Origin of the sequence: Roseivivax lentus (assembly GCF_900156805.1) — a bacterium.
GTDB classification, from domain to species: domain Bacteria; phylum Pseudomonadota; class Alphaproteobacteria; order Rhodobacterales; family Rhodobacteraceae; genus Roseivivax; species Roseivivax lentus.
The window spans coordinates 101,583-124,236 of the sequence record NZ_FTOQ01000010.1 but is presented as its reverse complement, the minus strand read 5'-3'; the positions used below and the strand labels follow the sequence as shown (position 1 = coordinate 124,236).

Genomic DNA, 22,654 nt, shown 5'->3' with positions numbered 1-22,654 from the left:
GCTGGAACCCCTATATCAGCGGTAACACCGATCAGGAGGTCTGCCATGACCGCAGCCACGCACGTCACCCTGTCCGTCGACAACATGTCCTGCGCCTCTTGCGTGGGGCGGGTCGACCGGGCCTTGAACGAACTCGACGGCGTCTCGGACGTCTCGGTCAACCTCGCCGCAGAAAGCGCGCGGATCGCGGTTGCGGATGCGGCGGCCCTCGCGGCGGCGGTCGATGCGCTGAGCACGCTCGGCTACCCTGCGCGGCAGAACCGGGTCGTGCTGAACGTGGCCTCGATGTCCTGCGCCTCCTGCGTGGGACGGGTCGACAAGGCGCTGGCGGCCGTGCCGGGGGTGGTCGCGGTCAACGTGAACCTCGCCGCCGAGACCGCGACGGTCGACTTCCTGGAAGGGGCGTTCACGCCGGGCGACCTGATCGCCGCGGCCGGCGATGCGGGCTATCCCGCCGAGATCGCGGAGGCGCAGCAATCGGCCTCGCGCGTGGCGCGCAAGGCGGACGAGGCGCGCGATCTGTCGCGCCGCGTGGCCTTCGCCGCGGCGCTGGCCCTGCCGGTCTTCATCCTCGAGATGGGTGCGCATGTGATCCCCGGCATGCATACATTGATCGCGGGCACCATCGGCATGCAGGCCTCCTGGGTGCTCCAGTTCGTGCTCACGAGCCTCGTGCTGTTCGGCCCGGGGCGGCATTTCTTCGCGGCGGGCCTGCCCGCGCTGATGCGCGGCGCGCCGGACATGAACAGCCTGGTGGCGGTCGGCACCGGGGCTGCCTGGGGATATTCGGTGATCGCGACCTTCCTGCCGGGCGCCTTGCCCGAGGGTGTGCGCGCGGTCTATTTCGAGGCCGCCGCGGTGATCGTCGTGCTGATCCTCATCGGCCGCTGGCTCGAGGCGCGGGCCAAGGGCCGCACCGGGGCCGCGATCGAGGCTCTGATGGGCCTGCAGGTGCGCACGGCGCGGGTTCTGCGCAACGGCGTGGCGCAGGAGGTCGAGATCGAGGCGCTGAAGGTCGGCGACCTGATCCAGGTGCGGCCCGGCGAACGGCTACCGGTGGACGGCTCGGTGACCGAAGGCGAAAGCCATGTCGACGAAAGCATGATCACCGGCGAGCCGCTGGCGGTGCCCAAGGGCGCGGGCGATCCGGTCACGGGCGGCACGGTCAACGGCACCGGCAGCCTGACCTTCCGCGCGACCCGCGTGGGCACCGACACCACGCTCGCGCAGATCATCCGCATGGTCGAGGAGGCGCAGGGCGCCAAGCTGCCGATTCAGGGGCTCGTGGACCGCGTCACGCTGTGGTTCGTGCCCGCGGTCATGGCGGCGGCCCTTCTGACGGTGGCTGTCTGGCTTCTCGTCGGCCCCGACCCGGCGCTGACGCTGGCCCTCGTGGCGGGCGTGTCGGTGCTGATCATCGCCTGTCCCTGCGCCATGGGCCTCGCGACGCCGACCTCGATCATGGTCGGCACGGGGCGCGCGGCGGAGATGGGCGTGCTCTTCCGCAAGGGGGATGCACTGCAGGCGCTGTCGGATGTCACTCTGGTGGCCCTCGACAAGACCGGCACGGTGACCGAGGGGCGTCCGCGCCTGACCGATGTGGTGCTGGCCGAGGGCGCGACGCGGGCCGACGTGCTGGCGAAGGTCGCCGCCGTCGAGGCGCAGTCGGAGCATCCCATCGCCGTCTCCATCGTCGCTTCCGCCCAGGCCGAGGGGCTGGATCTGCCGAACGCAACGGGCTTCCGGTCGGTCACGGGCTACGGGGTGGCCGCCGAAGTCGGCGGTCAGACGGTGCTTGTCGGCGCCGACCGTTTCATGGAGCGCGAAGGCATCGACACCGCGCCGCTGGCCGAGGCCGAACGCGACCTCGCGGCACGCGGGCGCACGGCGCTTTACGCGGCCATCGACGGGCGGATCGCCGCGGTGATCGCGGTCGCGGACCCGGTCAAGGCCGACAGCCGGGCGGCCATCGCGGCGCTTCGGGCGCGCGGGATCAAGGTGGCGATGATCACCGGCGACAAGCGCGAGACCGCCGAGGCCATCGCGCGGGAGACCGGGATCGACACAGTGATCGCGGGGGTTCTGCCCGACGGCAAGGTCGCCGCGCTCGACGATCTGCGGGGGCAGGGCGGCCGGATCGCCTTTGTCGGCGACGGGATCAACGACGCGCCCGCGCTCGCCCATGCGGATGTGGGCATCGCGATCGGAACGGGCACCGACATCGCCATCGATTCCGCCGACGTGGTGCTGATGTCGGGCGCGCTGAGCGGGGTCGTGAACGCGGTCGAGGTCTCGCGCGCCACGATGCGGAACATCCGGCAGAACCTGGTCTGGGCCTTCGGCTACAACGTCGCGCTCATTCCGGTGGCAGCGGGCGTGCTCTATCCCGCCTTCGGCATCCTGCTGTCGCCGGTCTTCGCGGCGGGGGCGATGGCGCTGTCCTCGGTGTCGGTCCTGACCAACGCGCTGCGCCTGCGGCGGCTGCGGCCCGCGCTGGCCGATCCGCAGGGACCGGCGCGGTCCAAGCCGGACGCCGCCAAGGCCGCGCCGCGCCCGCAACCCGCGGAATGAAAGGAGAGGCGCCATGAATATCGGGGACGTCGCCGAGCGGGCCGGCCTGCCGCCCAAGACCATCCGCTACTACGAGGAGATCGGCCTCGTGCGGCCCGAACGCATGCCCAACGGCTATCGCCGGTTCCGCGACCGGGACCTGCACAAGCTGCGCTTTCTGGGGCGCGCCCGGGCGCTCGGCTTTTCCATCGAGGATTGCCGCACGCTGATGGATCTCTACGAGGACGAAAGCCGCGAGAGCGCGCAGGTCAAGGCGCTGGCCGAGGAACATCTGCAGGCGATCAACGACAAGATCGCCCAGCTCGAGGAGATGCGCGCGACGCTGTCGCATCTGGTACGGTCCTGTCACGGCGATGACCGGCCCGATTGCCCGATCCTGCGCGACCTCGCGCAATCGGGCTGAGCCGCAGGTCCGCGAAAATTATCCGGACCCGGCCGGAACCTTCCCGCGCCGGAATGCTGTTTCTTCCATACACCAATCGGCACGGCATGTCCGCAGGACGTGTCCGGCACCCCCGTATCGGAGATCAGCATGGAGCTCGTCGAGACATTCGGCCAGGCGGCCAAGACCGCGATCGGATTCTTCTGGAAATCGGGCTGGGCCTTCGTGCTCGGCTACACGATCAGCGCGATGATCCAGGCCTTCATGCCGAAAGCCCAGCTGACCCGCCAGATCGGCACGCCAGGCCTGCGCAGCGTCGGCATCGCGAGCCTTTTCGGGGCGATCTCCAGCTCCTGCTCCTTCGCGGCGCTGGCGGCGGCACGGTCGCTGCTGGCGAAGGGCGCGCATTTCGTGGCCACGGTGGCGTTCATGTTTGCCTCCACCAACCTCGTGATCGAGCTTGGCATACTGATCTTCATCTTTCTGGGCTGGCAATTCCTTGTGGCCGAGGTGATCGGCGGGGTGATCCTGATCGCCGTCAGCAGCGTGCTCATCCGGCTGAGCTATCCCCGCTCCTGGATCGAGGCCGCCCGCGAGAGCGCCGAACAGGAGGCCCCGGACGAGGCCGAGAGCTTCGACTGGCGGCAGCGCATCACCTCGCTCGACGGCTGGACGCGGGTCGGGCGCGGTTTCGTCATGGAATGGCAGATGGTGTGGCAGGAAATCCTGATCGGCTTCACGCTGGCGGGCTTCATCGCGGTCTTCGTGCCCGACAGCGTCTGGAAGGCGATTTTCCTCGCCGAGCAGGCGCAGGGCGGCGAGGCGGGCTTCCTGCTGGTCCTGCAGAACGCCATGGTCGCGCCCTTCGTGGCCGCGGCGACCTTCATCGGTTCCATGGGCAACATCCCCCTCGCGACGATCCTCGCCTCCTCCGGCGTGCTCTTCGCGGGGATCATGGGCTTCATCTATTCGGACCTGATGGTGCCGCCGCTGGTGAAGGTGAACGCCAAGTATTACGGCTGGCGCGTCGCGCTCTACATCGCGGCGGTCATGTATGTGAGCATCGTGGCCACCGCCATCATCCTGCATTACGGCTTCGACTTCGCGGGCATGTTGCCGGAAAGCACCCGCCGGGCGGGGGATGTCGCGACCTTCGCCATCGACTACACCTTCTGGCTGAACATCGTCGCGCTTATGGCCGTTGCGGGGCTCACATGGCTGTCGCGCAGGCGCGCCGCCTTCGAGGAGGGCGATGACGGCCATGACCACGACCATGACCACGGGAACGGAAGCGGCCTGTCCCTGCAGGACGGCGTGGCGGCGCTTGCGGTTCTGGCGCTCATCGTCGGGATGGGCATTTGGCTGCTGGGATGACCCGCGGCAGGCGCCGCTAGTCCGGCAGGATCAGGATAGCGCGGAAGTCGTTGACGTTGGTCAGGCTCGGGCCGGGCACGATCTGCGCACCGAGCGCGCCGAAAAAACCATGCGCGTCGTTGCGGGCAAGCGCCTCTGCCGGATCGACGCCGCGCTTTGCCGCAAGCGCCAGGCTCTCCGGCCCGGCATAGGCCCCCGCGACCTCGGCGGCGCCGTCGACCCCGTCGGTATCGCAGGCCAGCACATGGATGCCCGTATGCCCGTCGAGCGCGATCATCGCCGCCAGCACGTATTCCGCGTTGGGCCCGCCGGAGCCGTCGCCGCGCCGCGTCACGGTGCATTCGCCGCCCGAGAGCAGGAGCATGGGCCTGCCCGCGCGCCGGACATCGCCCGCCAAATCCATCGCCATGCGGGCCTGCGCCGCGGCCAGATCGCGGGCCTCGCCTTCCAGCGCGTCGCCGAGAATGCGCACCTCGCAGCCGGCCTCCCGCGCCACGGCGCTCGCGGCGGCCAGGGATTGCGAGGGCGCGGCAATGATATGGGTCTCCGCCCGCGCGAGGCGCGGATCGCCCGGGGCGATGACGACGCCGGGCTGCTCCAGCATCCTGCGCACGCTGCCGGGCACTTTGACATGCCGTTTGGCCAGGATCGCGCGGGCATCGTCCGGCGTGCTGGCCTCGCCCACCGTGGGGCCGGAGGCAATCATGCCCGGATCATCGCCCGGCACGTCCGAGATCAGAAGCGTGCAGAGCCGCGCCGGGTGACGGGCCGCCGCAAGCTGGCCGCCCTTGACCCGGCTCAGATGCTTGCGCACCACGTTCATCTCGCCGATGGGCGCGCCCGAGGCCAGAAGCGCGCGGTTCACGGCCATCTTGTCGTCGAGGCTGATCCCGTCGCGCGGCGCGCAGAGAAGCGCCGAGCCGCCGCCCGAGATCAGCGCCAGCACCAGGTCGTCCGGCCCGAGCCCCGCCACGAGGGAAAGCAGGCGGCGCGTGGCGGCCTCGCCCGCGGCGTCGGGCACGGGATGGGACGCCTCGGCGATCTCGATCCCGGCGCAGGGCCGCCCGTAGCCGTACCGCGTGATGACGAAACCGTCGCAGGGCCCCCAGGCGGCCTCAACCGCCTCGGCCATGCGCGCGCTCGCCTTGCCCGCGCCGATCACCAAGGTCCGGCCCGAAGGCCGGTCGGGCAGCGCGTCCGCGATGACGCGCATCGGGTCGGCCTCGGCCACGGCGATTTCGAAGAGGTGCGTGAGGAAGGCGCGGGGCTCGGTGACGGCGGGTGTCATGGATCAGCCGAAAACGGTCGGATAATCGCTGACCAGAAGGTGCCGCGGGGCGCAATCCTCCTCGATCTCGGCGAAGCGGCCGATGGGTTCGCGAAAGATGTTGTCGGTCTCGTCGTCGTTGACGGTCGAGACCTCGCCGATCAGCACATCGCCGCCTTCACCCCAGAAGGCGTGCCAGTCGCCCGGGCGCAGTGTGACGCTTTCGCCGGGCTTGAGGCGCAGCTTTTCGCCGGGCGCGTAATCGTGCCGGAGACCGTCGAGCCAGACCGTGCCGCCGCGATCCTCGGCGAAGGCGCCCGCATCGTCGGAGCCGTAAAGCTCGATCACCAGCGTCGCGCCGCCGCGATTGATGATATCCTCGGCCTTGAGCGCGTGGGTGTGCATCGGCGACAGCTGATCCTGCCGCGAGATCAAGAGCTTCTCGGCATAACACATGCCGCGCCCGGCTTGCAGGTCCGCCAGCAGGCCGTTGCGCAGGGTGAACAGGAACAGCCCCATCTCGTCGAACCGGCCGCGCCCGTAATCGGTGATGTCCCAGCCGCAGCGCACGTCGATGATGTGCCGCGCCGCATCCTCGCGCGACCGGAACGTGTCGGGCGACCAATAGGCGAAGGGCGGCAGGGCGAAGCCATGGGCGCGGATCATCTCGTCCGCGGCGGCCATGATGTCGTTGATGCGCGAGCGTTTCATCGGGGTGTCCTCCTCGGCGCGAAGGTGGCTTCTGCGGCGGACGGTGTCGAGCGCAAAGCGCGGCATGGTGCGGCTTGGGGCGCGCACGGGATGGGCCACCGCCGGGCGCGCGCGGATCGCCCGGCGGCACGTGCGCCGTGACCCCAAGGGCGCCGCGGACAGGATGGCCCCGCGACGCCGGAGCCGCTTAGCTGTGGCTGGCGAAGACCGAGGTCGCGCCGTCCGTCCCGACAAGCAAGGTGTCGAACCGGTCGCCCGCGCCCGGGCCGGCCATGCCGGGCGAACTCATCGGCATGCCGGGCACGGTCAGGCCCCGCGCCGCCGGCTGCTCCGCCAGAAGGCGCGCGATATCGGGCGCCGGCACATGGCCTTCGATGAAGTAATCGCCCACGATGGCCGTGTGACACCCGGCAAGCTCCGGGGCGATCTGCAACCGGCTCTTGAGCGCGTAGAGCGCCTCCTGGTCGATATCCTGCGCCTCGACCGCAAAACCGGCCTGCCGGACATGCTCGACCCAGGCGGTGCAGCAGCCGCAGGTGGGCGTTTTCGCGACCCGGATGACCGGTGCGGCCTCGGCGCGCAGCGGGTGGGCGAGAAGGACGGCGGCGCCGGAATAGAGGAAAGCGCGTCTGTTCATCTTGGGTCTCCTATCGGTCTTGAAATCGTATGTCGCGGCGGTGGCTTGGCCGCAAGGGCCGCGGGTTGGGGTCATCATGTCAGCCATCCTTGCGGGCGGTGTGGCGGTCGCGCCAGACCGCGACCAGAAAGGACAGCGCGGTGAACCCGCCCAGCGCGATTGCGGTCCATGTGGCCGTGCGCGCGTCGCCGTTCATCGCCTCGCTGCCGAGGTGGGCGAGCAGAAAGCTTGCCGGGATGATCCCGGCCAGGGTCGCGACGGCGAAACGCCACAGCCGCAAATTGCTGAGGCCCGCAGCGTAGCTCACCATGTCGAAGGACAGGAACGGCAGCAAGCGGCTGGCGAAGACCAGAAGCATCAGCGCGTTCTGCGAGCCGAGGAACCCGGCCCCGAGTTTTTGCCCGAGATGCCGTTCGACGAAGGGACGGCCCAGCGCGCGTGCAAGCAGAAAGGCCGCCAGCGCGCCGATCTCTGCGCCGAGCACCACGAGGATCGTCCCGAACGTGTGACCATAGGCCGCCCCCGCTGCCAGCGCGATCGGGGCCGAGGGCAGGGGGCTCGCCACGATCGCAAGCGTCATCAGCACGACCACCAGAACCGGGCCGAAGAGGCCCGCCGCCTCGATCCATCCGTCGAGATCCTCGCGGCCCGGCAGCGCAAGCTCGATCCCCAGCGCGTCATGCCAGGCGAGGGCGAGGATCAGCAGCAGGACGAGCACGAGGCCAAGCAGACGCATCACGCGGACCTCGCGGACAGCGCGACGCGGTGGGTCGCAGCCGGTAACCGGGGCATGGGAAGGGGTGTTGCGGAGCTCATATGGGTCAGATGGGGCTTCCAGCGGCTGGAGGGTCAAGGCCCACCCCCGCATTTATCCGATCTCCGACCAAGGAAGTGCGGGCCTTCGGCGAAAGATGGGCCTAATCTTCGCCGCATGAGCAAGCGCCCGACACCCGAAGACATTGCGCGCCGCGCTGGCCGGCTTGGCGGGAAGGCGGGCCTCCTTGGTCTTCTGATGGCGGCGCTCCTGCTTTGGCCCCCCCATTCCGGCGCTGCGCAGGCGGGGGCCAAACTTGTCGCGCAGATCGAAGAGATCGCCGTGCCGGCGCCGCCGGGCGCGCATGAGCCGTCGCTCGCCCTGCATAAGGGCGCCGTCTACATGAGCTGGCTCGCGCCTGCGGGCGAGCGCACGCGCGTGATGATGGCCATCCTGTCCGCGGAGGGCTGGTCGGCGCCGCGCGTCGTCCACGAGGGCACCGATCTCTTCGTGAACTGGGCGGATTTTCCCGGCATCGCCATCCTCGACGACGGCACGATTGCCGTGCACTGGCTGGCCCGATCCGGCCCATCCTATTTCGACTACCGGGTGGAGATCGCGTTGTCGCGCGACGACGGTATGAGCTGGGTCCCGCCGCTGATCCCCCATGGCGACCGGTCGCCCGGGCAGCACGGCTTCGTGTCGATGCAGCCGACCGGTGCAGGCGGGCTGGCGGTGATCTGGCTGGACGCGCGCGAAGAGGCATCCGCCGTGCCCGCGATGCAGTTGCGGGCGACGACATTGACCGGCGACGGGGCGCTGGGAGAGGACGTCGCGGTCGATCTGCAGACCTGTTCGTGCTGCCAGACCAGCCTTGCCGCGACCGGGACGGGCACGATCCTCGCGGCCTACCGGGACCGGACGGATGGCGAAATCCGGGATATCTCCGTCGCGCGGTGGACGGCGGAGGGATGGCAGGCGCCGGTGCCGGTCCATGCTGATGGCTGGCTTATCGACGGATGCCCGGTCAACGGCCCGGCCATCGGCGCCGATGGCCATCGCGCGGTGGTCGCGTGGTTCACCGGGGCCGAGGGCGTGGCGGCGGTGAAACTGGCCTTCTCGGAAGATGGCGGGCGCAGCTTCGGCGCGCCGGTCCGCGTCGATGGCGGCGACGATGGCGGTGTCGGTGGCGGCGATCCGGTGGGCCGGGTCGATGTCGCGCTGCTCGGGGATGGCAGCGCGCTGGTGTCCTGGGTCGCCTGGCGCGCGGAGGGCGAGGACCTGATGCTGTGCCGGGTGGAACCGGGTGCGGGGTGTTCGGCCCCGGCGGTGCTGGCCACGAACAGGGCCGGCGCGTCGGTGAACTTTCCCCGAATGGTGCGACGGGGCCGCGATGTCTTCATCGCCTGGACCCAGCCGGACGGGACCGGCGACCGCATCGAGATGCGCCGGGTCAGATTGACGCAGCGCGACTGAACGCGTGGGCGCGGTCCGGGGGGTCGGTATGGCGCGCTTCGCCGGAGGGGCGGGCAGGACGCGCGGCGTCGATGACAGGCCGCGCAATCGGATCCGGCGGCCGAGCGGCAATCGCAAGGCCGTGCGGTCCCGATGGCGGTGGCGAAGGGGGCTGTCGACCGGCGCAAGGAAAATGCGCGGGGCGCGACCGCCATCGCAACCGCCGCCGATGCCTTCGATTGACGCGTTTCGCATCGGACCTGCCGGGCAAAACAGGGACTCTCTCGGGTCCACGGTTGACGCCCAAGGTAATATCAGTTTTGCTGTCAGCTTCTGAAATCACGACGAAAAGCCGCCGCGATCACCTGTAAGAATTTGAAAAATATACCAATTAAGCGTTACTCGGTGCCCGGGCGGAAAGACTTCACCTGCAAGCCTTCGGGAGGCCCACATGAACGAGCTAACACCAGTTGATCAAACCGATCCTGGCGCGTTTCGAACCAAGGTCCGCGAAAATTACACTTCGGATGAAGCCGAGGTCCTGCGCGCGCTGATCGAGCGGTGCAATCTCTCAGAAGACGAGCGCCGCAAGATCGCCAGCGTCGGCGCGCAATATGTCGACCGCGTCCGCAAGGAAACCTCGCCCTCGATGATGGAGGCGTTTCTCGCCGAATACGGCCTCTCGACCGAGGAAGGCGTGGGCCTCATGTGCCTTGCCGAGGCGCTTCTGCGCGTGCCCGATGCCGAGACCATCGACGATCTGATCCACGACAAGATCGAGCCCTCGAACTGGGGCGCGCATCTGGGCCATTCGTCGTCCTCGCTGGTGAACGCCTCGACCTGGGCGCTGATGCTCACGGGCAAGGTGCTCGATGACGATCCCAAGGGTCCGACCCGCGCGCTGCGCGGCCTTGTGCGCCGGATGGGCGAGCCGGTGGTGCGCACCGCCGTCGGCCAGTCGATGCGGATTCTCGGCCGGCAATTCGTGCTGGGCCAGACCATCGAAGAAGGCATGAAGAACGCCCGCGAGCTGGAAAAGAAGGGCTATACCTATTCCTACGACATGCTGGGCGAGGCGGCACGCACGGACGAGGACGCCGTGCGCTACCAGAAGGCCTATGCCAAGGCGATCACCGCGATTGCCAAGCAGGCCAAGGGCGACGTGCGCTCCAGCCCCGGCATTTCGGTGAAGCTGTCGGCGCTGCATCCGCGCTATGAATACACCCACAAAGAGACGGTGATGTCCGAGCTGGTGCCGCGCGCCAAGGAACTCGTGCGGCAGGCCGCTAAGGCCAATATCGGCTTCAACATCGACGCCGAGGAACAGGACCGCCTCGATCTGTCGCTCGACATCATCGAGGAGCTGCTCTCGGATCCCGAGCTGGAAGGCTGGGACGGCTTCGGCGTCGTGGTGCAGGCCTACGGGCGCCGTGCCGCACCGGTGATCGAATACCTCTACGATCTGGCCGAGCGGCTGGACCGCAAGATCATGGTCCGCCTCGTCAAGGGCGCCTACTGGGACACCGAGATCAAGCTCGCGCAGGAAATGGGCGTGGAGCGCTTCCCGGTTTTCACCCGCAAGGCCAATACCGATGTGAGCTACATGGCCTGCGCGCGCATGCTGATGGACCGGCGCGACCGGATCTATCCGCAATTCGCCACGCATAACGCGCATACCTGCGCCGCCGTGATCGCGATGGCAGGCAACGACAAGGACAGTTTCGAATTCCAGCGCCTGCATGGCATGGGCGAGTCGCTGCACGGCATCGTCAAGCAATCCGAAGACACGCGCTGCCGCATCTACGCCCCGGTGGGCGCGCATCGCGACCTTCTGGCCTATCTCGTGCGGCGGCTGCTGGAGAACGGCGCGAACTCGTCCTTCGTGAACCAGATCGTCGATGAAAGCATCCCCTCCGAGGAGATCTCGCGCGACCCGGTGAGCGAGGTGCAAAAGCTCGACCAGATCGCCAATCCGACGATCCGCCTGCCCGGAGAGTTGTTCCCCGACCGGCGCAATTCGCGCGGCTTCCGCATCAACGAGCCCGCCTCGATCCTGCCGCTTCTGGCCGCGCGCGAGGCCTGGTCCGACAAGACCTGGAGCGCCGCACCGATGCTGGTGGGCAACCCCGCACCCAAGGGCGAGGCACGCGACGCGCTGTCGCCCGCCGATCTGACCCATGTCGTCGGCACCGTGCACGAGGCCACCTCCGAGGAGGTCGCCGCCGCGCTCGATGCCGCGGGCCCCGGCTTCGAGGAATGGTCCGCGCGGCCCGTCTCGGAGCGGGCGGATATCCTGCGCAAGGTCGCCGATCTCTACGAGGAAAACATCGCGGAGCTCTGCGCGATCACCACGCGCGAGGCGGGCAAGACCTTGCTCGACGGCATCGCCGAGGTCCGCGAGGCGGTCGATTTCCTGCGCTTCTACGCCAACGAGGCGGAGCGTCTGGAAGAGGAGGAGCCGGGCCAGGCCCGCGGCATCTTCGTCTGCATCAGCCCGTGGAACTTCCCGCTGGCGATCTTCACCGGCCAGATCGCGGCGGCGCTTGCCGCGGGTAACGCGGTGCTTGCGAAACCGGCCGAACAGACGCCGATGATCGCCGCGCGCGCCGTTCAGATGATGCGCGAGGCCGGTCTGCCGGAAGGCGCGCTGCAGCTTCTGCCCGGCGACGGCCCGACCGTGGGCGGCCCGCTGACCAGCGATCCGCGGATCGCGGGCGTGTGCTTCACCGGCTCGACCGAGGTGGCGCAGATCATCCACAAGGCGCTCGTCAAGAATGCCGGGCCCGACGCCGTGCTGATCGCCGAGACCGGCGGTCTCAATGCGATGATCGTAGATTCCACCGCGCTGACGGAACAGGCGGTGCGGGATATCCTGATCTCGTCCTTCCAGTCCGCGGGGCAGCGCTGTTCGGCGCTGCGCATGCTCTACGTGCAGGAAGAGGCGCGCGAGCGGCTGCTCGATATGCTTTATGGCGCGATGGACGCGCTCAGCATCGGCGATCCGTGGAACATCGACACCGATGTCTCGCCGGTCATCGACGAGGAGGCGCGCAAGGGCATCACGGACTATGTCGCGGCGCAGGAAAAGGCCGGACGCGTGCTGAAGACGCTGCCCGCGCCCGAAAAAGGCTCCTACGTGCAGCCCGCGGTCGTGAAGGTGGACGGGATCGGCGATCTCGAACGCGAAATCTTCGGCCCGGTGCTGCATGTCGCCACCTTCAAGGCGTCGCAGATCGACAAGGTCGTGGATGCGATCAACGCCCGCGGCTACGGCCTGACCTTCGGCCTGCATACCCGGATCGACGACCGCGTGCAGCAGATCGTGGAGCGTATCGAGGTCGGCAACACCTACGTGAACCGCAACCAGATTGGCGCCATCGTGGGCTCCCAGCCCTTCGGCGGCGAGGGTCTGTCGGGCACCGGGCCCAAGGCGGGCGGGCCGCTTTACCTGACGCGCTTCCGGCGCACCGGCAAGGTCGGAAGCTACGACGCGCCCAAGGGCGACGCGGTCGATGCCGCGGGTCTCGGCAAGGCCATCGCGAAGCTCGATGCCCGCAACTGGGCGGCGCGCGTGGATGACCGGGTCTCGGTGCTGCGCAAGGCGCTGTCGGGCTCCAAGGGCGAGATCCGCCGCGCGCTGAACGAGACGGCGGCCTTCGACATGACGCCCCAGACGCTGCCAGGACCCACTGGCGAGAGCAACCGCCTCGGCATGTATCCCAAGGGCAAGGTGTTGTGCCTCGGCCCGACGGTCGAGCTGGCGCTGGCCCAGGCCGTGCAGGCGCTCGGTGCCGGGTGCGGCGTGGTCATCGTGGCGCCCGGCGCGAAGGAGGCCGCGCAGCCGCTCGTCGATGCGGGCGCGCCGGTCGCGGCCCTCGATGGCATCGTCGCGCCGGAGACCCTGACGACGCTGGACGGCATCGCGGCGGTCGCCGCCGCAGGCGCCTCCGACTGGACGCGGGACTTGCGTCTGGCGCTGGCGCAACGCGAGGGGCCGATCGTGCCGCTCGAGACGCAGGTTATCTGCCCCGAGCGCTTCGTGGTGGAGCGGCACCTCTGCATCGACACGACCGCCGCGGGAGGCAATGCGAGCCTCCTTGCGAGCGCGGAATAAGCGGTCGGGCCCGCCCAACAAGGCGGGCCCAGCCGGCATTCGCATTCCAAAACGATAATACGGAACCTGAAAACAGGGGGATATCCCATGTCATCTGATACGAAGGAACCGCGCGCGCCATCGCTCGGTCTGGCACTCGTTCCCGTCGTGCTGACCCTGGCGGTGCTGGGCGTGCAGCTATTCTATTTCGACGATTTCACACCGCATATTCCGCTTTCCATCGGTCTCGCGATCACCTCGATCGTGGGGGTCTATCTCGGGCATTCGTGGCCCAACATCCAGGACGGCGTCTTCCACGTCATCAACGTGTCGCTGCCATCGGTGTCGGTGCTGATCACGGTGGGGATGATCATCGGCGTCTGGATCGCCTCGGGCACGGTGCCGACGCTGATCTATTACGGCCTGGTGCTGTTGTCGCCGCAGATCTTCCTCGCCGCGGCGATGATCCTCTGTGCCATCGTCTCGCTGTCGCTGGGCACGTCCTGGGGCACGGTCGGTACCGTGGGCCTCGCGCTCATGGGGATCGGCGCGGGCTTCGACATCCCGATGTACTGGACCGCCGGCGCGGTGGTCTCGGGCGCCTTCTTCGGCGACAAGATCTCGCCCCTGTCCGACACCACCAACCTCGCCCCGGCGGTGACCGGCACCAACCTTTTCGACCACATCAAGAACATGATGCCGACCACGGTCCCGGCGATGCTGATCGCGCTGGCCATCTATACCTGGGCCGGCTTCTCGATGGTGGGCGATGGCGACACCTCGTTCGAGCGGATCGAAAGCATCACCGTGGCGCTGCAGGAGAACTTCTGGATCTCGCCCTGGCTGCTGATCCCGGCGCTTCTCGTCATCGCGCTGGCGGTCACCAAGAAGCCGCCGATCCCGTCGCTTTTCGCGGGCGTCGTCGTCGGCGGCCTGATGGCCATCGGCTTTCAGGGCGCGGGGCTGCACGACGTGTTCACCTTCGCCAATAGCGGCTATTCCATCGATACCGGCGTGTCCGAGATCGACAGCCTGCTCAATCGCGGCGGCATCCAGTCGATGATGTGGACCATCAGCCTCGTCCTGATCGCGCTCGGCTTCGGCGGCGCGCTGGAGCGCACGGGCTGCCTCGAGACGATCATCAACGCGATCATGACCAAGGTCACGAGCTTCGCGGGGATCCAGACCTCGGCCATCGGCACCTCGGTCGCCACCAACCTCGTCGCGGGCGATCCCTACCTCTCGATCGCGCTGCCGGGCCGCATGTACGCGCCGGTCTATCGCGGCATGGGCTACTCGACGCTGAACCTCAGCCGCGCCATCGAGGAAGGCGGCACGCTGATGTCGCCACTTATCCCGTGGAACGCAGGCGGGGCCTTCGTCATCAGCGCGCTGGCGCTCGGCGTGGCGGACGGCAATGTCGAGAACCTGCTCTACATCCCGCTGGCTTTCGCCTGCTGGCTGGCACCGGTGATCGGCATCATCTACGCCGTCACGGGTCTCTTCTCGCCCAAGGCCACGCCCGAGGAAATCCAGGGCTGGAAGGATAGCGGCGAGGCGATTAAGGACCTCAGCGATCACGGCTTTGAGGGACTCGACAGCGCACCGTCCGGACGGGCCCAGCCCGCCGAGTGACGCCAAGACAAAGCTGGTCGCGCTGCGGCGCGGCCAGCATGGCCTGACGATGGCACGCGCACCGGCGCATCCCCGATCTTCGCACCTTTGACAGACCCGACCCTCCATGCAGCGCTTCTGCACGCGTTGGCATGCGCGCGACCGTTCCCCGGTCGACACCGGCGTCGATCCGGGCCAGATATCGCGCAACGCTCACGCCGCCGCCCTTCGGGGGCCGACCGAAAGGGGTGCGAACCATGCGCGTCTTCCCGCCCGAACGCATCGTCTGCCTCACCGAGGAGACCGTCGAGACGCTGTACCTTCTCGGTGCGCAAGACCGCATCGTCGGCGTCACGGGCTACGCGGTCAGACCCGCCCGCGTGCGGCGGGAAAAGCCGCGCGTCGGCGCCTTCACCTCCGCCGATCTGGAAAAGATAAAGGCGCTGGAGCCCGATCTCGTCCTGACCTTCTCGGACCTTCAGGCCGATATCGCGGCCGATCTCCTGCGCGCGGGCATCGCCGTGACGGGCTTCAACCAGCGCGACATCGCGGGCATCTTCGCGATGATCCGACATCTCGGCGCTCTGGTGGATCGCGCGGACCGCGCGGCGGAGATCGTGGCCGAGTACCGTGCGCGGCTGGCGCAATGCACCCGCGCGGCAGAGGGCAAGCCGCGCCCGAAGGTGTATTTCGAGGAATGGGACGACCCGATGATCTCCGGGATCCGCTGGGTGTCGGAACTGGTGGAAATCGCGGGCGGGCAGGAGGCCTTTCCGGAAATCGCGAAAGAGCCGTCGGCGGTCAGGCGCATCGTGACCTCGGAACAGGTGATCGCGGCGCAGCCGGATGTCATCATCGCCTCGTGGTGCGGCAAGAAGGTGCGTCCCGAAAAGATCGCGGCCCGACCGGGATGGGACCGCATCCCGGCCGTTCGCGAGGGCCGCATCACCGAGATCAAGTCGCCGCTGATCCTGCAGCCCGGCCCCGCCGCGCTGACCGACGGTCTGGACGCGATCCTGCACGCCCTGGGCTGAGGCGCACCGCCGGGCTGCCGGGCTGTCGGCACGAAGGGCCCGCGATCGGGGCGAGCGCCGCCCCGCGTCAGGCGCGTTCGGGGCGGTAGATGCAGTCTGCCAGCGTGCTGCGATTGAGCTCGGCGACGAAGGCCGCCTCCGCATGGGCCAGCCGCGCCTTGAGGCGGCATCGGGGCGTGAGGGTGCAGGCATTGCCCGCCGGGGCGAAGCATTCCACCAGCACCTGGTCGGCTTCCAGCTCGGCGATGACGTCCCCAAGCCGGATATCCTCGGCGGGGCGGGCCAGGAACGCGCCGCCGCCGCCGCCGCGGCGGGTCCCGAGATAGCCCGCGTTGGCAAGCGCCGAGATCACCTTGGCCAGGTGATTGCGGGATATTCCGAACTCCGCGGCGAGGTCGGCAGCGGTGAAGGCGCGGTCGGGCGCGCCGGCCATGCGCATCAGCACGCGCAATCCGTAATCGGTGAAGGAGGTGAGACGCATGGGCGCGATCCTGATTTGGTATTTGCAATACGTATTAAATGGGTCTAATCGGTAAATCAAATACGTATTCGTATCTTCCGGACGGCGCCGCAGACGACATCGTTCCGACGGCGCCTCGGACCGCCCTTGGAGGGGCTGATCCCGATGACCGAAACGACCGCCCGACAGATGCGTGCCTGGATCGGCCCCGCGATCCTGACCTACGGGTTCCGGCCTTTCTTTCTCGGGGCCACCCTCTGGGCGGCCGTTGCGATGGTGGTGTGGATCGGGGTGCTGACCGGATCGCTGCGGCTGCCCACCGCCTTCGATGCGGTGAGCTGGCACGCCCACGAATTCCTGTTCGGCTATCTGGGCGCCGTGGTCGCGGGCTTCCTGCTGACGGCGGTTCCGAACTGGACGGGACGGTTGCCGATCGTCGGCTGGCCGCTCGGGGCGCTGGCGGCCATCTGGCTCGCCGGGCGCGTTGCGGTGACCCTGTCGGGGGGCCTGAAACCGCTTCCGATCGCGCTCATTGACCTCGCGTTTCCGGCGGTCCTCGCGCTGGTCATCGGGCGCGAAATCTTCGTGGGGAAGAACTGGCGCAATCTCACGGTGCTGGGGATGCTGGGCGCTTTCGCGGCGGGCAATGCGCTGTTCCACTGGGAGGCCGCGCGGGGCGTCTTCGCCGCGCAGGGCATGGGGCTGCGGCTGGGCGTCGCCGCGGCGATCATGATGATCGCGGTCATCGGCGGGCGCATCGTGCCGTCCTTCACCCGCAACTGGCTGGTCAAGCAGGGAGGCGGGCGTCTGCCCACGCCCCCCATGCAGCGCTTCGACCGGATCGCGCTGCTCGTGCTTCTTTTCGCGTCGCTCCTGTGGGTGCTGCGTCCGGCGGATATGGCCACGGGCCTGGCCCTCGGAGGCGCCGGGCTCTGCCATCTCATCCGGCTGGCGCGATGGGCGGGGCACCGGACCCTGGCGGAGCCGCTCGTGACGGTGCTGCATGTGGCCTATGCGCTTCTGCCGCTCGGGGCGCTGGCGCTCGGTGCGGAGATCGTCGCACCCGGTCTGCTCGGCATGGGGGCGGCGCAGCATCTCTGGATGGGGGGCGCCATCGGGCTGATGACGCTGGCCGTTATGACCCGGGCGACGCTCGGGCATACGGGTCTGGCGCTGCGGGCCGGCGCAGGGACGGTCGCGATCTATGCGGCCCTGCTGCTGGCCGTCCTTCTCCGGGTTGTGGCGGGGGCATGGCCCGCGGCGGCGCCTGCGCTCCATGCGGTCTCCGGAGGGGCGTGGGTCGCGGCCTTCGCCGGTTTCGCGGTGTTCTACGGCCCGGCGCTGCTGCGCCGACCCGCGGCGAAGCGTCTTTGACGGAGGGAACCATGGGCTGGATCGAATTCATCGCGGCCTTTGCCACCTTCTTCCTGTCGCATGCGCTGCCGGTGCGCCCTGCGGTCAAGCGCTGGCTTCAGGCGCGTCTCGGGGCCACCGGGTTCACGGTGCTCTATTCGCTGGTCTCGCTCGCGGCGCTGAGCTGGGTGATCGCGGCGGCGGGACGCGCGCCGGTGGTGCCGCTCTGGAGCCGTGCGCCATGGCAGACGCACGTGGTGCTGGCGCTGATGCTGCCGGTCTGTCTGATCCTCGCGCTCGCCATCGCTGGGCCGAACCCGTTTTCCTTTGGCGGTGCGCACAATGCGCGCTTCGATCCGGCCCGGCCCGGTATCGTCCGGGTCTCGCGCCATCCGCTGCTGCTGGCGCTCGCGCTCTGGGCGGCGGCGCATCTGGTGCCGAACGGCGATCTTGCGCATGTGATCCTCTTCGCCACATTCGCGGGGTTTGCCGCGCTCGGCGGACGCCTGATCGACCGCCGCAAGGCATGGGAAATGGGCCCGGACTGGCAGCGGATGCGCGCGCGTGTGGCGCAGGCGCCCATGGTGCCGCGGCCCCTGTCCCGGGGCAGCGCGGCGGCCCGGCTGGCCCTCGGGGTCGCGCTGTATGCAACGCTTCTGTGGCTGCACCCGTGGCTCTTCGGCGTCGATCCCTTGGCGTGACCGAGGCCGGTTTTGGGAGCGCTGACGCGTGACAGAAAAGACCGCCCATGCTATCATTTGACCACTGTTCCGGAGCTCTGCCATGCCCGCCTTGTCCCCCGATACCCTGACCATCGACGCCTTCGAAGAGAGAATGCGGCTGAGACGGCGCATGTTCGCGCAATGCGGTGTGAGCGTCGCGGCGTTGCATGCGGCCCAGGATCTCGATGCCGCAGCCCGGCGCAGCGTGGAAACCTGCGTGTCCTGCGATGCCGACGGGTCCTGCGCGGCATGGCTGGGCGCGGGGCAGAGGGGCGAGACGCCGCCGCGCTTCTGCCCGAACCGGGATCTCATCGCGTCGCTGCGCGCGGACGGGCGCGCAGACATGCCCGTCAGCTAGACCGCCCGGCAGGCCGAAGTGGGTCTCGGTCAGGCCCTGTCCGGCGCTTTATGTCGCGAAATCGTCGATCAACGGGTCGGGCTTCGCGAAAGCCACGAGGTTCGTGGGATCGTCGATCCGGATCCGCGTGCCGGTCACCGAAACGCCGTAGGGCTGAAGGCTCTTGAACGCCCGGCTCAGGTTCTCGGGGGTCATGCCCAGGAACGAGGCGAGCCTGCGCTTTTCGAACGGCAGGTCGAACTCGGTCCCGGAAGCGTTCTTGTGCTGCCTCAGCAGGTAATTGGCGAGCCGTTCGAGCGAGGTTCGAAGCTTGAGGTCTTTCTGCGCCTTGATGACCGAGCGGTAGCACTGGGCCAGCTCCGTCACGATGGCCCGGGCGAAATCGTTGTCGGCATCGAAGACCGCGCGCACGTCCTGGCTGGGGATCAGGGCGATCCGGCTTTTTTCCAGCGTGCGCGCCGACATCAGGTAAGCGGCGTCCTTGATGGTCGCGGCGAGGATGAAGGTCGAGATGGGCCGGACCGCAGCCATGCTGGATTCGCGGCCGTTCCAGTGAGAGAACAACTCGACCGCGCCCGACAGCACCACATGCAGGAAGTCGCTGGGTTCGCCTTCGGTGATCAATTCGATCTGGGGCGGGAAGTTCTGCACATAGGCGCCGCGCATGAGCGCGGTGAAATGCTCATCCGCCATCTCGTGGAAAAGATGCAGCCCCCGGATGTCCGGGTAGTCCGACTCGGGCATCCCTAAGCGCAATATCCACCCCCTTGATATTTATCAGGCAGTCGATTGACCAAAAACAAGGCCCCGACTGATCGCTGTCCCGCGCCTTCTTGATAGCCTGCGCGCGCCGTTCTGACAAATTTTGGCAAGTCATTTATTTCAAACGAGTTTCCCGGTGTTTTGATCTGGATCAACCCCAAATCGCCCGCCCGGTCCGCATTTTGCGGCCAAGCCCGTCATTGGCGCCAAGCCGATGCGGAATCTTGGAGGGACAGCGCATGCACGCACTCGACGGCGTCTCACGCTCGGACCAGTACCGGGCCCTGGGGCTCAGCACCTTCGCGTTCACGGTCTGCTTTGCGGTTTGGACGATCTTTTCCATCATCGGGGTTCAGATCAAACAGGACCTCGGGCTGAACGACACGCAGTTCGGCCTGCTGGTGGCGACCCCGATCCTGACCGGTTCGATCAGCCGGATCTTCCTCGGCGTCTGGACCGAGCAGTTCGGCGGGCGGATCATGTTCCCGCTGCAGATGCTCATCACCGCGGTCGCGGTCTGGTTGCTGACCAGCGTCGAGACCTACGAGATCTTCCTGCTCGCGGCACTCGGCCTCGGACTTGCCGGCGGGTCGTTCATCGTGGGCGTGGCCTATACCTCGCGCTGGTTCGACAAGGAACATCAAGGCACGGCCCTCGGCATTTTCGGTGCCGGCAATGTCGGCGCGGCGGTCACCAATTTCGCGGCGCCCTTCCTCGTCGTGGCGCTCGGTTGGGAGGGGACGGCGCGCATCTACGCCATCGTGCTCGCGGTGGTCGCGGTTCTGTTCTACCTGCTGGCCAAGACCGACCCCGTGCAGGAAGAACGCAAGCGCAGCGGCGCGGGCCCGGTCTCCGCAGGCTCGATGCTGGAGCCGCTGAAGAACATCCAGGTCTGGCGCTTCGCCACCTATTACTTCTTCGTCTTCGGCGCCTTCGTCGCGCTCGCGAGCTTCCTGCCGCGCTACTATGTCGGCGCCTACGGGCTCGAGCTGACCACCGCGGGCGTCTTTGCCGGTCTCTATTCGCTGCCCGGTTCGGTCTTCCGCGCGCTTGGCGGCTGGATGTCGGACAAGTGGGGCGCGCGCTTCGTCATGTACGTGACGTTCATCGGCTCGCTCGTGATCCTGTTCGTGATGAGCTATCCCGAGACCGGCTATGTCGTGCAGGGCATCACCGGGCCGATCACCTTCGATTTCGGTCTCTCCGTCGGCGTCTTCGTGGCGATGACCATCGTCTTAGGGTTCCTGATGAGCCTCGGCAAGGCCGCCGTCTACAAGCACATCCCGGTCTATTACCCGCATCACGTGGGCTCGGTCGGCGGGCTCGTGGGCATGATCGGCGGTCTCGGCGGGTTCTTCCTGCCCATCGCCTTCGGCGTCCTGCTCGACCTCACCGGCATCTGGACCGCGCCCTTCATGCTGCTCTTCGCGATCGTCGCCGTCTCCACGATCTGGATGCACGTCGCGATCCGCCGGATGGAGCGCGCCCGTCACCCCGGCCTCGCGGACGAGAGATACCTCTCCGACGTGCCGCAAGAGCCGCATCCCGCCCCGGCAGAGCGCCATCGGCCCGCGACCGGTACCCCGGCGCCGCAGCCCGCCGAATGACATGCATGCGGGCCGCCCGGTCGCGGCCCGCCCCACCACACCGCCGCAAGGGAGGCTTCCATGGCGACCACAGCCACTCACCCCGGACAGCAGGGGCACACGCTCATCGACTGGCACCCCGAGGATCCGCAATTCTGGAAAGAGCACGGCCGCGCGATTGCCACCCGCAACCTGTGGATCTCGATCCCGAACCTTCTCCTAGCCTTCTCCGTCTGGATGGTCTGGTCGGTCGTGGTGGCCAAGCTGCCCGCCATCGGCTTCGACTATGCGACCGGCCAGCTGTTCTGGCTGGCGGCGCTGCCGGGGCTCTCCGGCGCGACGCTGCGGATCTTCTACAGCTTCATGATCCCGATCTTCGGCGGCCGCAAATGGACCGCGCTTTCGACGGCGTCGCTGCTGCTGCCGGCGCTCGGCATCGGTTTCGCGGTGCAGAACCCCGACACGCCTTATTGGATTTTCCTGGCGCTGGCGCTGATGTGCGGCTTCGGCGGCGGCAACTTCGCCTCCTCCATGGCCAATATCGCGTATTTCTACCCCAAGAAGACCAAGGGCAACGCGCTGGCGCTGAATGCGGGGCTCGGCAATCTCGGCGTATCGGTCATGCAATTCGTCGTGCCGATGGTCATCACCGCGGGCGTCTTCGGCGCCATCGGGGGCGCGCCCGTCACGCTGGAGGACGGCAGCCAGCTCTGGATCCAGAACGCGGGCTTCGTCTGGGTGCCGTTCATCGCGCTTTCCGCCATCGCGGCGTGGTTCGGCATGAACGACATCGCCGACGCCAAGGCCTCGTTCAAGGAGCAGTCGATCATCTTCACGCGCCGGCACACCTGGATCATGTGCCTTCTCTATACCGGCACGTTCGGCAGCTTCATCGGCTATGCGGCGGGCTTTCCGCTGCTGATGAAGACCCAGTTTCCCGAGGTCGACGTGCTGCGCTACGCCTTTCTCGGCCCGCTCGTGGGCGCGTTGAGCCGTGCCGCGACGGGCTGGGTCTCGGACCGGTTCGGCGGCGGCCGCGTGACCTTCTGGACCTTCCTCGGCATGATCGTCGCGGTCTGGAGCGTGCTGCAATTCCTGCCCTCGGGGGCAAGTCCCGCCGGCAATTTCTGGGGCTTCTTCGCCTGTTTCATGGCGCTGTTCTTCCTGACCGGTGTCGGCAACGCGTCGACCTTCCAGATGATCCCGTCGATCATGCGCCAGGAAGTGCCCCGGCTGATGCCGGAGCTGGACGCAGCCGCGACGTTGAAGCAGTCCGAGCGGGAAAGCGCCGCGATCATCGCCTTCACCTCGGCCATCGCGGCCTATGGCGCCTTCTTCATCCCCAAGGCCTACGGCACGTCGATCAGCGTGACCGGGGCGCCCAATGGCGCGCTCTGGGCCTTCCTCGCCTTCTACGTGCTCTGCATCGCGATCACCTGGATTTTCTACAGCCGCAAGAACGCACCTGTTCCCTGCTGAGCCCGTAACGCCCCCGGGTGCGCGATCCCGCGCGCCCGGCCC

18 protein-coding genes are annotated in these 22,654 nt (G+C 68.1%); 12 read left to right on the top strand and 6 right to left on the bottom strand.

Annotated features, from left to right (window positions below):
- Positions 1-45 precede the first annotated feature (45 nt).
- The 3 genes from BW990_RS15140 to BW990_RS15130 all read left to right on the top strand — a co-directional run bounded on the left by BW990_RS15140 (position 46) and on the right by BW990_RS15130 (position 4,327).
- Complete coding sequence (locus tag BW990_RS15140) at positions 46-2,571, top strand: heavy metal translocating P-type ATPase (RefSeq protein WP_076449202.1); 2,526 nt, start codon at positions 46-48, stop codon at positions 2,569-2,571.
- 13 nt (positions 2,572-2,584) lie between these two features.
- On the top strand, positions 2,585-2,974 hold the full coding sequence (gene cueR, locus BW990_RS15135) for a Cu(I)-responsive transcriptional regulator (RefSeq protein ID WP_076449201.1): 390 nt from the start codon (positions 2,585-2,587) through the stop codon (positions 2,972-2,974).
- Positions 2,975-3,103: 129 nt separating this feature from the next.
- Entirely contained in the window at positions 3,104-4,327 is a 1,224-nt protein-coding gene (locus tag BW990_RS15130; protein ID WP_076449199.1) for a permease, read from the top strand.
- A 16-nt stretch (positions 4,328-4,343) separates the two neighbouring features.
- On the opposite strand, the gene BW990_RS15125 is transcribed toward BW990_RS15130, so the two are convergent.
- From BW990_RS15125 to BW990_RS15110, 4 genes are all read right to left on the bottom strand, one after another.
- A complete protein-coding gene (locus BW990_RS15125) occupies positions 4,344-5,615 on the bottom strand; it encodes a glycerate kinase type-2 family protein (protein WP_076449197.1) in 1,272 nt (423 codons plus the stop codon).
- A 3-nt stretch (positions 5,616-5,618) separates the two neighbouring features.
- Positions 5,619-6,305, bottom strand: a complete 687-nt coding sequence (locus BW990_RS15120) for a D-lyxose/D-mannose family sugar isomerase (RefSeq protein WP_076449255.1) — start codon at positions 6,303-6,305, stop codon at positions 5,619-5,621.
- Between the two features lie 187 nt (positions 6,306-6,492).
- The gene (locus BW990_RS15115; RefSeq protein WP_076449249.1) at positions 6,493-6,942 is read right to left on the bottom strand and encodes a DUF411 domain-containing protein; all 450 of its coding nucleotides are present in this window, start codon (positions 6,940-6,942) and stop codon (positions 6,493-6,495) included.
- Between the two features lie 79 nt (positions 6,943-7,021).
- A complete protein-coding gene (locus BW990_RS15110) occupies positions 7,022-7,678 on the bottom strand; it encodes a TVP38/TMEM64 family protein (RefSeq protein ID WP_076449195.1) in 657 nt (218 codons plus the stop codon).
- Positions 7,679-7,873: 195 nt separating this feature from the next.
- Between BW990_RS15110 and BW990_RS15105 the strand changes: the two genes are divergently transcribed.
- From BW990_RS15105 to BW990_RS15090, 4 genes are all read left to right on the top strand, one after another.
- On the top strand, positions 7,874-9,172 hold the full coding sequence (locus BW990_RS15105) for an exo-alpha-sialidase (protein WP_143526223.1): 1,299 nt from the start codon (positions 7,874-7,876) through the stop codon (positions 9,170-9,172).
- A 430-nt stretch (positions 9,173-9,602) separates the two neighbouring features.
- A complete protein-coding gene (gene putA / locus BW990_RS15100; protein ID WP_076449193.1) occupies positions 9,603-13,265 on the top strand; it encodes a bifunctional proline dehydrogenase/L-glutamate gamma-semialdehyde dehydrogenase PutA in 3,663 nt (1,220 codons plus the stop codon).
- Positions 13,266-13,352: 87 nt separating this feature from the next.
- Complete coding sequence (gene nhaC, locus BW990_RS15095) at positions 13,353-14,879, top strand: Na+/H+ antiporter NhaC (RefSeq protein WP_076449191.1); 1,527 nt, start codon at positions 13,353-13,355, stop codon at positions 14,877-14,879.
- Positions 14,880-15,115: 236 nt separating this feature from the next.
- Positions 15,116-15,892: a cobalamin-binding protein gene (locus tag BW990_RS15090; RefSeq protein ID WP_076449189.1), complete on the top strand. Its 777-nt coding sequence runs from the start codon at positions 15,116-15,118 to the stop codon at positions 15,890-15,892.
- A gap of 67 nt (positions 15,893-15,959) precedes the next feature.
- Here BW990_RS15090 and BW990_RS15085 read toward each other — a convergent pair whose 3' ends face one another.
- Complete coding sequence (locus BW990_RS15085) at positions 15,960-16,373, bottom strand: Rrf2 family transcriptional regulator (RefSeq protein WP_076449187.1); 414 nt, start codon at positions 16,371-16,373, stop codon at positions 15,960-15,962.
- Between the two features lie 144 nt (positions 16,374-16,517).
- Here BW990_RS15085 and BW990_RS15080 point away from each other — a divergent pair, with 144 nt between their 5' ends.
- The 3 genes from BW990_RS15080 (at position 16,518) to BW990_RS15070 (ending at position 18,785) form a co-directional block, all read left to right on the top strand.
- Positions 16,518-17,726: an NnrS family protein gene (locus tag BW990_RS15080; protein WP_076449245.1), complete on the top strand. Its 1,209-nt coding sequence runs from the start codon at positions 16,518-16,520 to the stop codon at positions 17,724-17,726.
- Positions 17,727-17,737: 11 nt separating this feature from the next.
- Positions 17,738-18,406 (top strand): NnrU family protein, encoded by a 669-nt coding sequence (locus BW990_RS15075; protein WP_076449185.1) that lies wholly within the window; start codon positions 17,738-17,740, stop codon positions 18,404-18,406.
- Between the two features lie 82 nt (positions 18,407-18,488).
- A complete protein-coding gene (locus BW990_RS15070) occupies positions 18,489-18,785 on the top strand; it encodes a DUF6455 family protein (protein WP_076449183.1) in 297 nt (98 codons plus the stop codon).
- A gap of 48 nt (positions 18,786-18,833) precedes the next feature.
- Here the strand turns inward: BW990_RS15070 and BW990_RS15065 are convergent, their stop codons facing one another.
- Entirely contained in the window at positions 18,834-19,529 is a 696-nt protein-coding gene (locus BW990_RS15065) for a helix-turn-helix domain-containing protein (protein ID WP_076449181.1), read from the bottom strand.
- Between the two features lie 257 nt (positions 19,530-19,786).
- Between BW990_RS15065 and BW990_RS15060 the strand changes: the two genes are divergently transcribed.
- Entirely contained in the window at positions 19,787-21,154 is a 1,368-nt protein-coding gene (locus tag BW990_RS15060) for an MFS transporter (RefSeq protein WP_076449179.1), read from the top strand.
- Positions 21,155-21,214: 60 nt separating this feature from the next.
- A complete protein-coding gene (locus BW990_RS15055) occupies positions 21,215-22,612 on the top strand; it encodes a NarK family nitrate/nitrite MFS transporter (RefSeq protein WP_076449177.1) in 1,398 nt (465 codons plus the stop codon).
- Positions 22,613-22,654 lie beyond the last annotated feature (42 nt).

Bases quoted from the DNA above. Each gene is read 5' to 3' on its own strand.
- BW990_RS15140 (WP_076449202.1), top strand. From the start codon at position 46: ATGACCGCAGCCACGCACGTCACCCTGTCCGTCGACAACATGTCCTGC.
- cueR (WP_076449201.1), top strand. From the start codon at position 2,585: ATGAATATCGGGGACGTCGCCGAGCGGGCCGGCCTGCCGCCCAAGACC.
- BW990_RS15130 (WP_076449199.1), top strand. From the start codon at position 3,104: ATGGAGCTCGTCGAGACATTCGGCCAGGCGGCCAAGACCGCGATCGGA.
- BW990_RS15125 (WP_076449197.1), bottom strand. From the start codon at position 5,615: ATGACACCCGCCGTCACCGAGCCCCGCGCCTTCCTCACGCACCTCTTC.
- BW990_RS15120 (WP_076449255.1), bottom strand. From the start codon at position 6,305: ATGAAACGCTCGCGCATCAACGACATCATGGCCGCCGCGGACGAGATG.
- BW990_RS15115 (WP_076449249.1), bottom strand. From the start codon at position 6,942: ATGAACAGACGCGCTTTCCTCTATTCCGGCGCCGCCGTCCTTCTCGCC.
- BW990_RS15110 (WP_076449195.1), bottom strand. From the start codon at position 7,678: ATGCGTCTGCTTGGCCTCGTGCTCGTCCTGCTGCTGATCCTCGCCCTC.
- BW990_RS15105 (WP_143526223.1), top strand. From the start codon at position 7,874: ATGAGCAAGCGCCCGACACCCGAAGACATTGCGCGCCGCGCTGGCCGG.
- putA (WP_076449193.1), top strand. From the start codon at position 9,603: ATGAACGAGCTAACACCAGTTGATCAAACCGATCCTGGCGCGTTTCGA.
- nhaC (WP_076449191.1), top strand. From the start codon at position 13,353: ATGTCATCTGATACGAAGGAACCGCGCGCGCCATCGCTCGGTCTGGCA.
- BW990_RS15090 (WP_076449189.1), top strand. From the start codon at position 15,116: ATGCGCGTCTTCCCGCCCGAACGCATCGTCTGCCTCACCGAGGAGACC.
- BW990_RS15085 (WP_076449187.1), bottom strand. From the start codon at position 16,373: ATGCGTCTCACCTCCTTCACCGATTACGGATTGCGCGTGCTGATGCGC.
- BW990_RS15080 (WP_076449245.1), top strand. From the start codon at position 16,518: ATGACCGAAACGACCGCCCGACAGATGCGTGCCTGGATCGGCCCCGCG.
- BW990_RS15075 (WP_076449185.1), top strand. From the start codon at position 17,738: ATGGGCTGGATCGAATTCATCGCGGCCTTTGCCACCTTCTTCCTGTCG.
- BW990_RS15070 (WP_076449183.1), top strand. From the start codon at position 18,489: ATGCCCGCCTTGTCCCCCGATACCCTGACCATCGACGCCTTCGAAGAG.
- BW990_RS15065 (WP_076449181.1), bottom strand. From the start codon at position 19,529: ATGCCCGAGTCGGACTACCCGGACATCCGGGGGCTGCATCTTTTCCAC.
- BW990_RS15060 (WP_076449179.1), top strand. From the start codon at position 19,787: ATGCACGCACTCGACGGCGTCTCACGCTCGGACCAGTACCGGGCCCTG.
- BW990_RS15055 (WP_076449177.1), top strand. From the start codon at position 21,215: ATGGCGACCACAGCCACTCACCCCGGACAGCAGGGGCACACGCTCATC.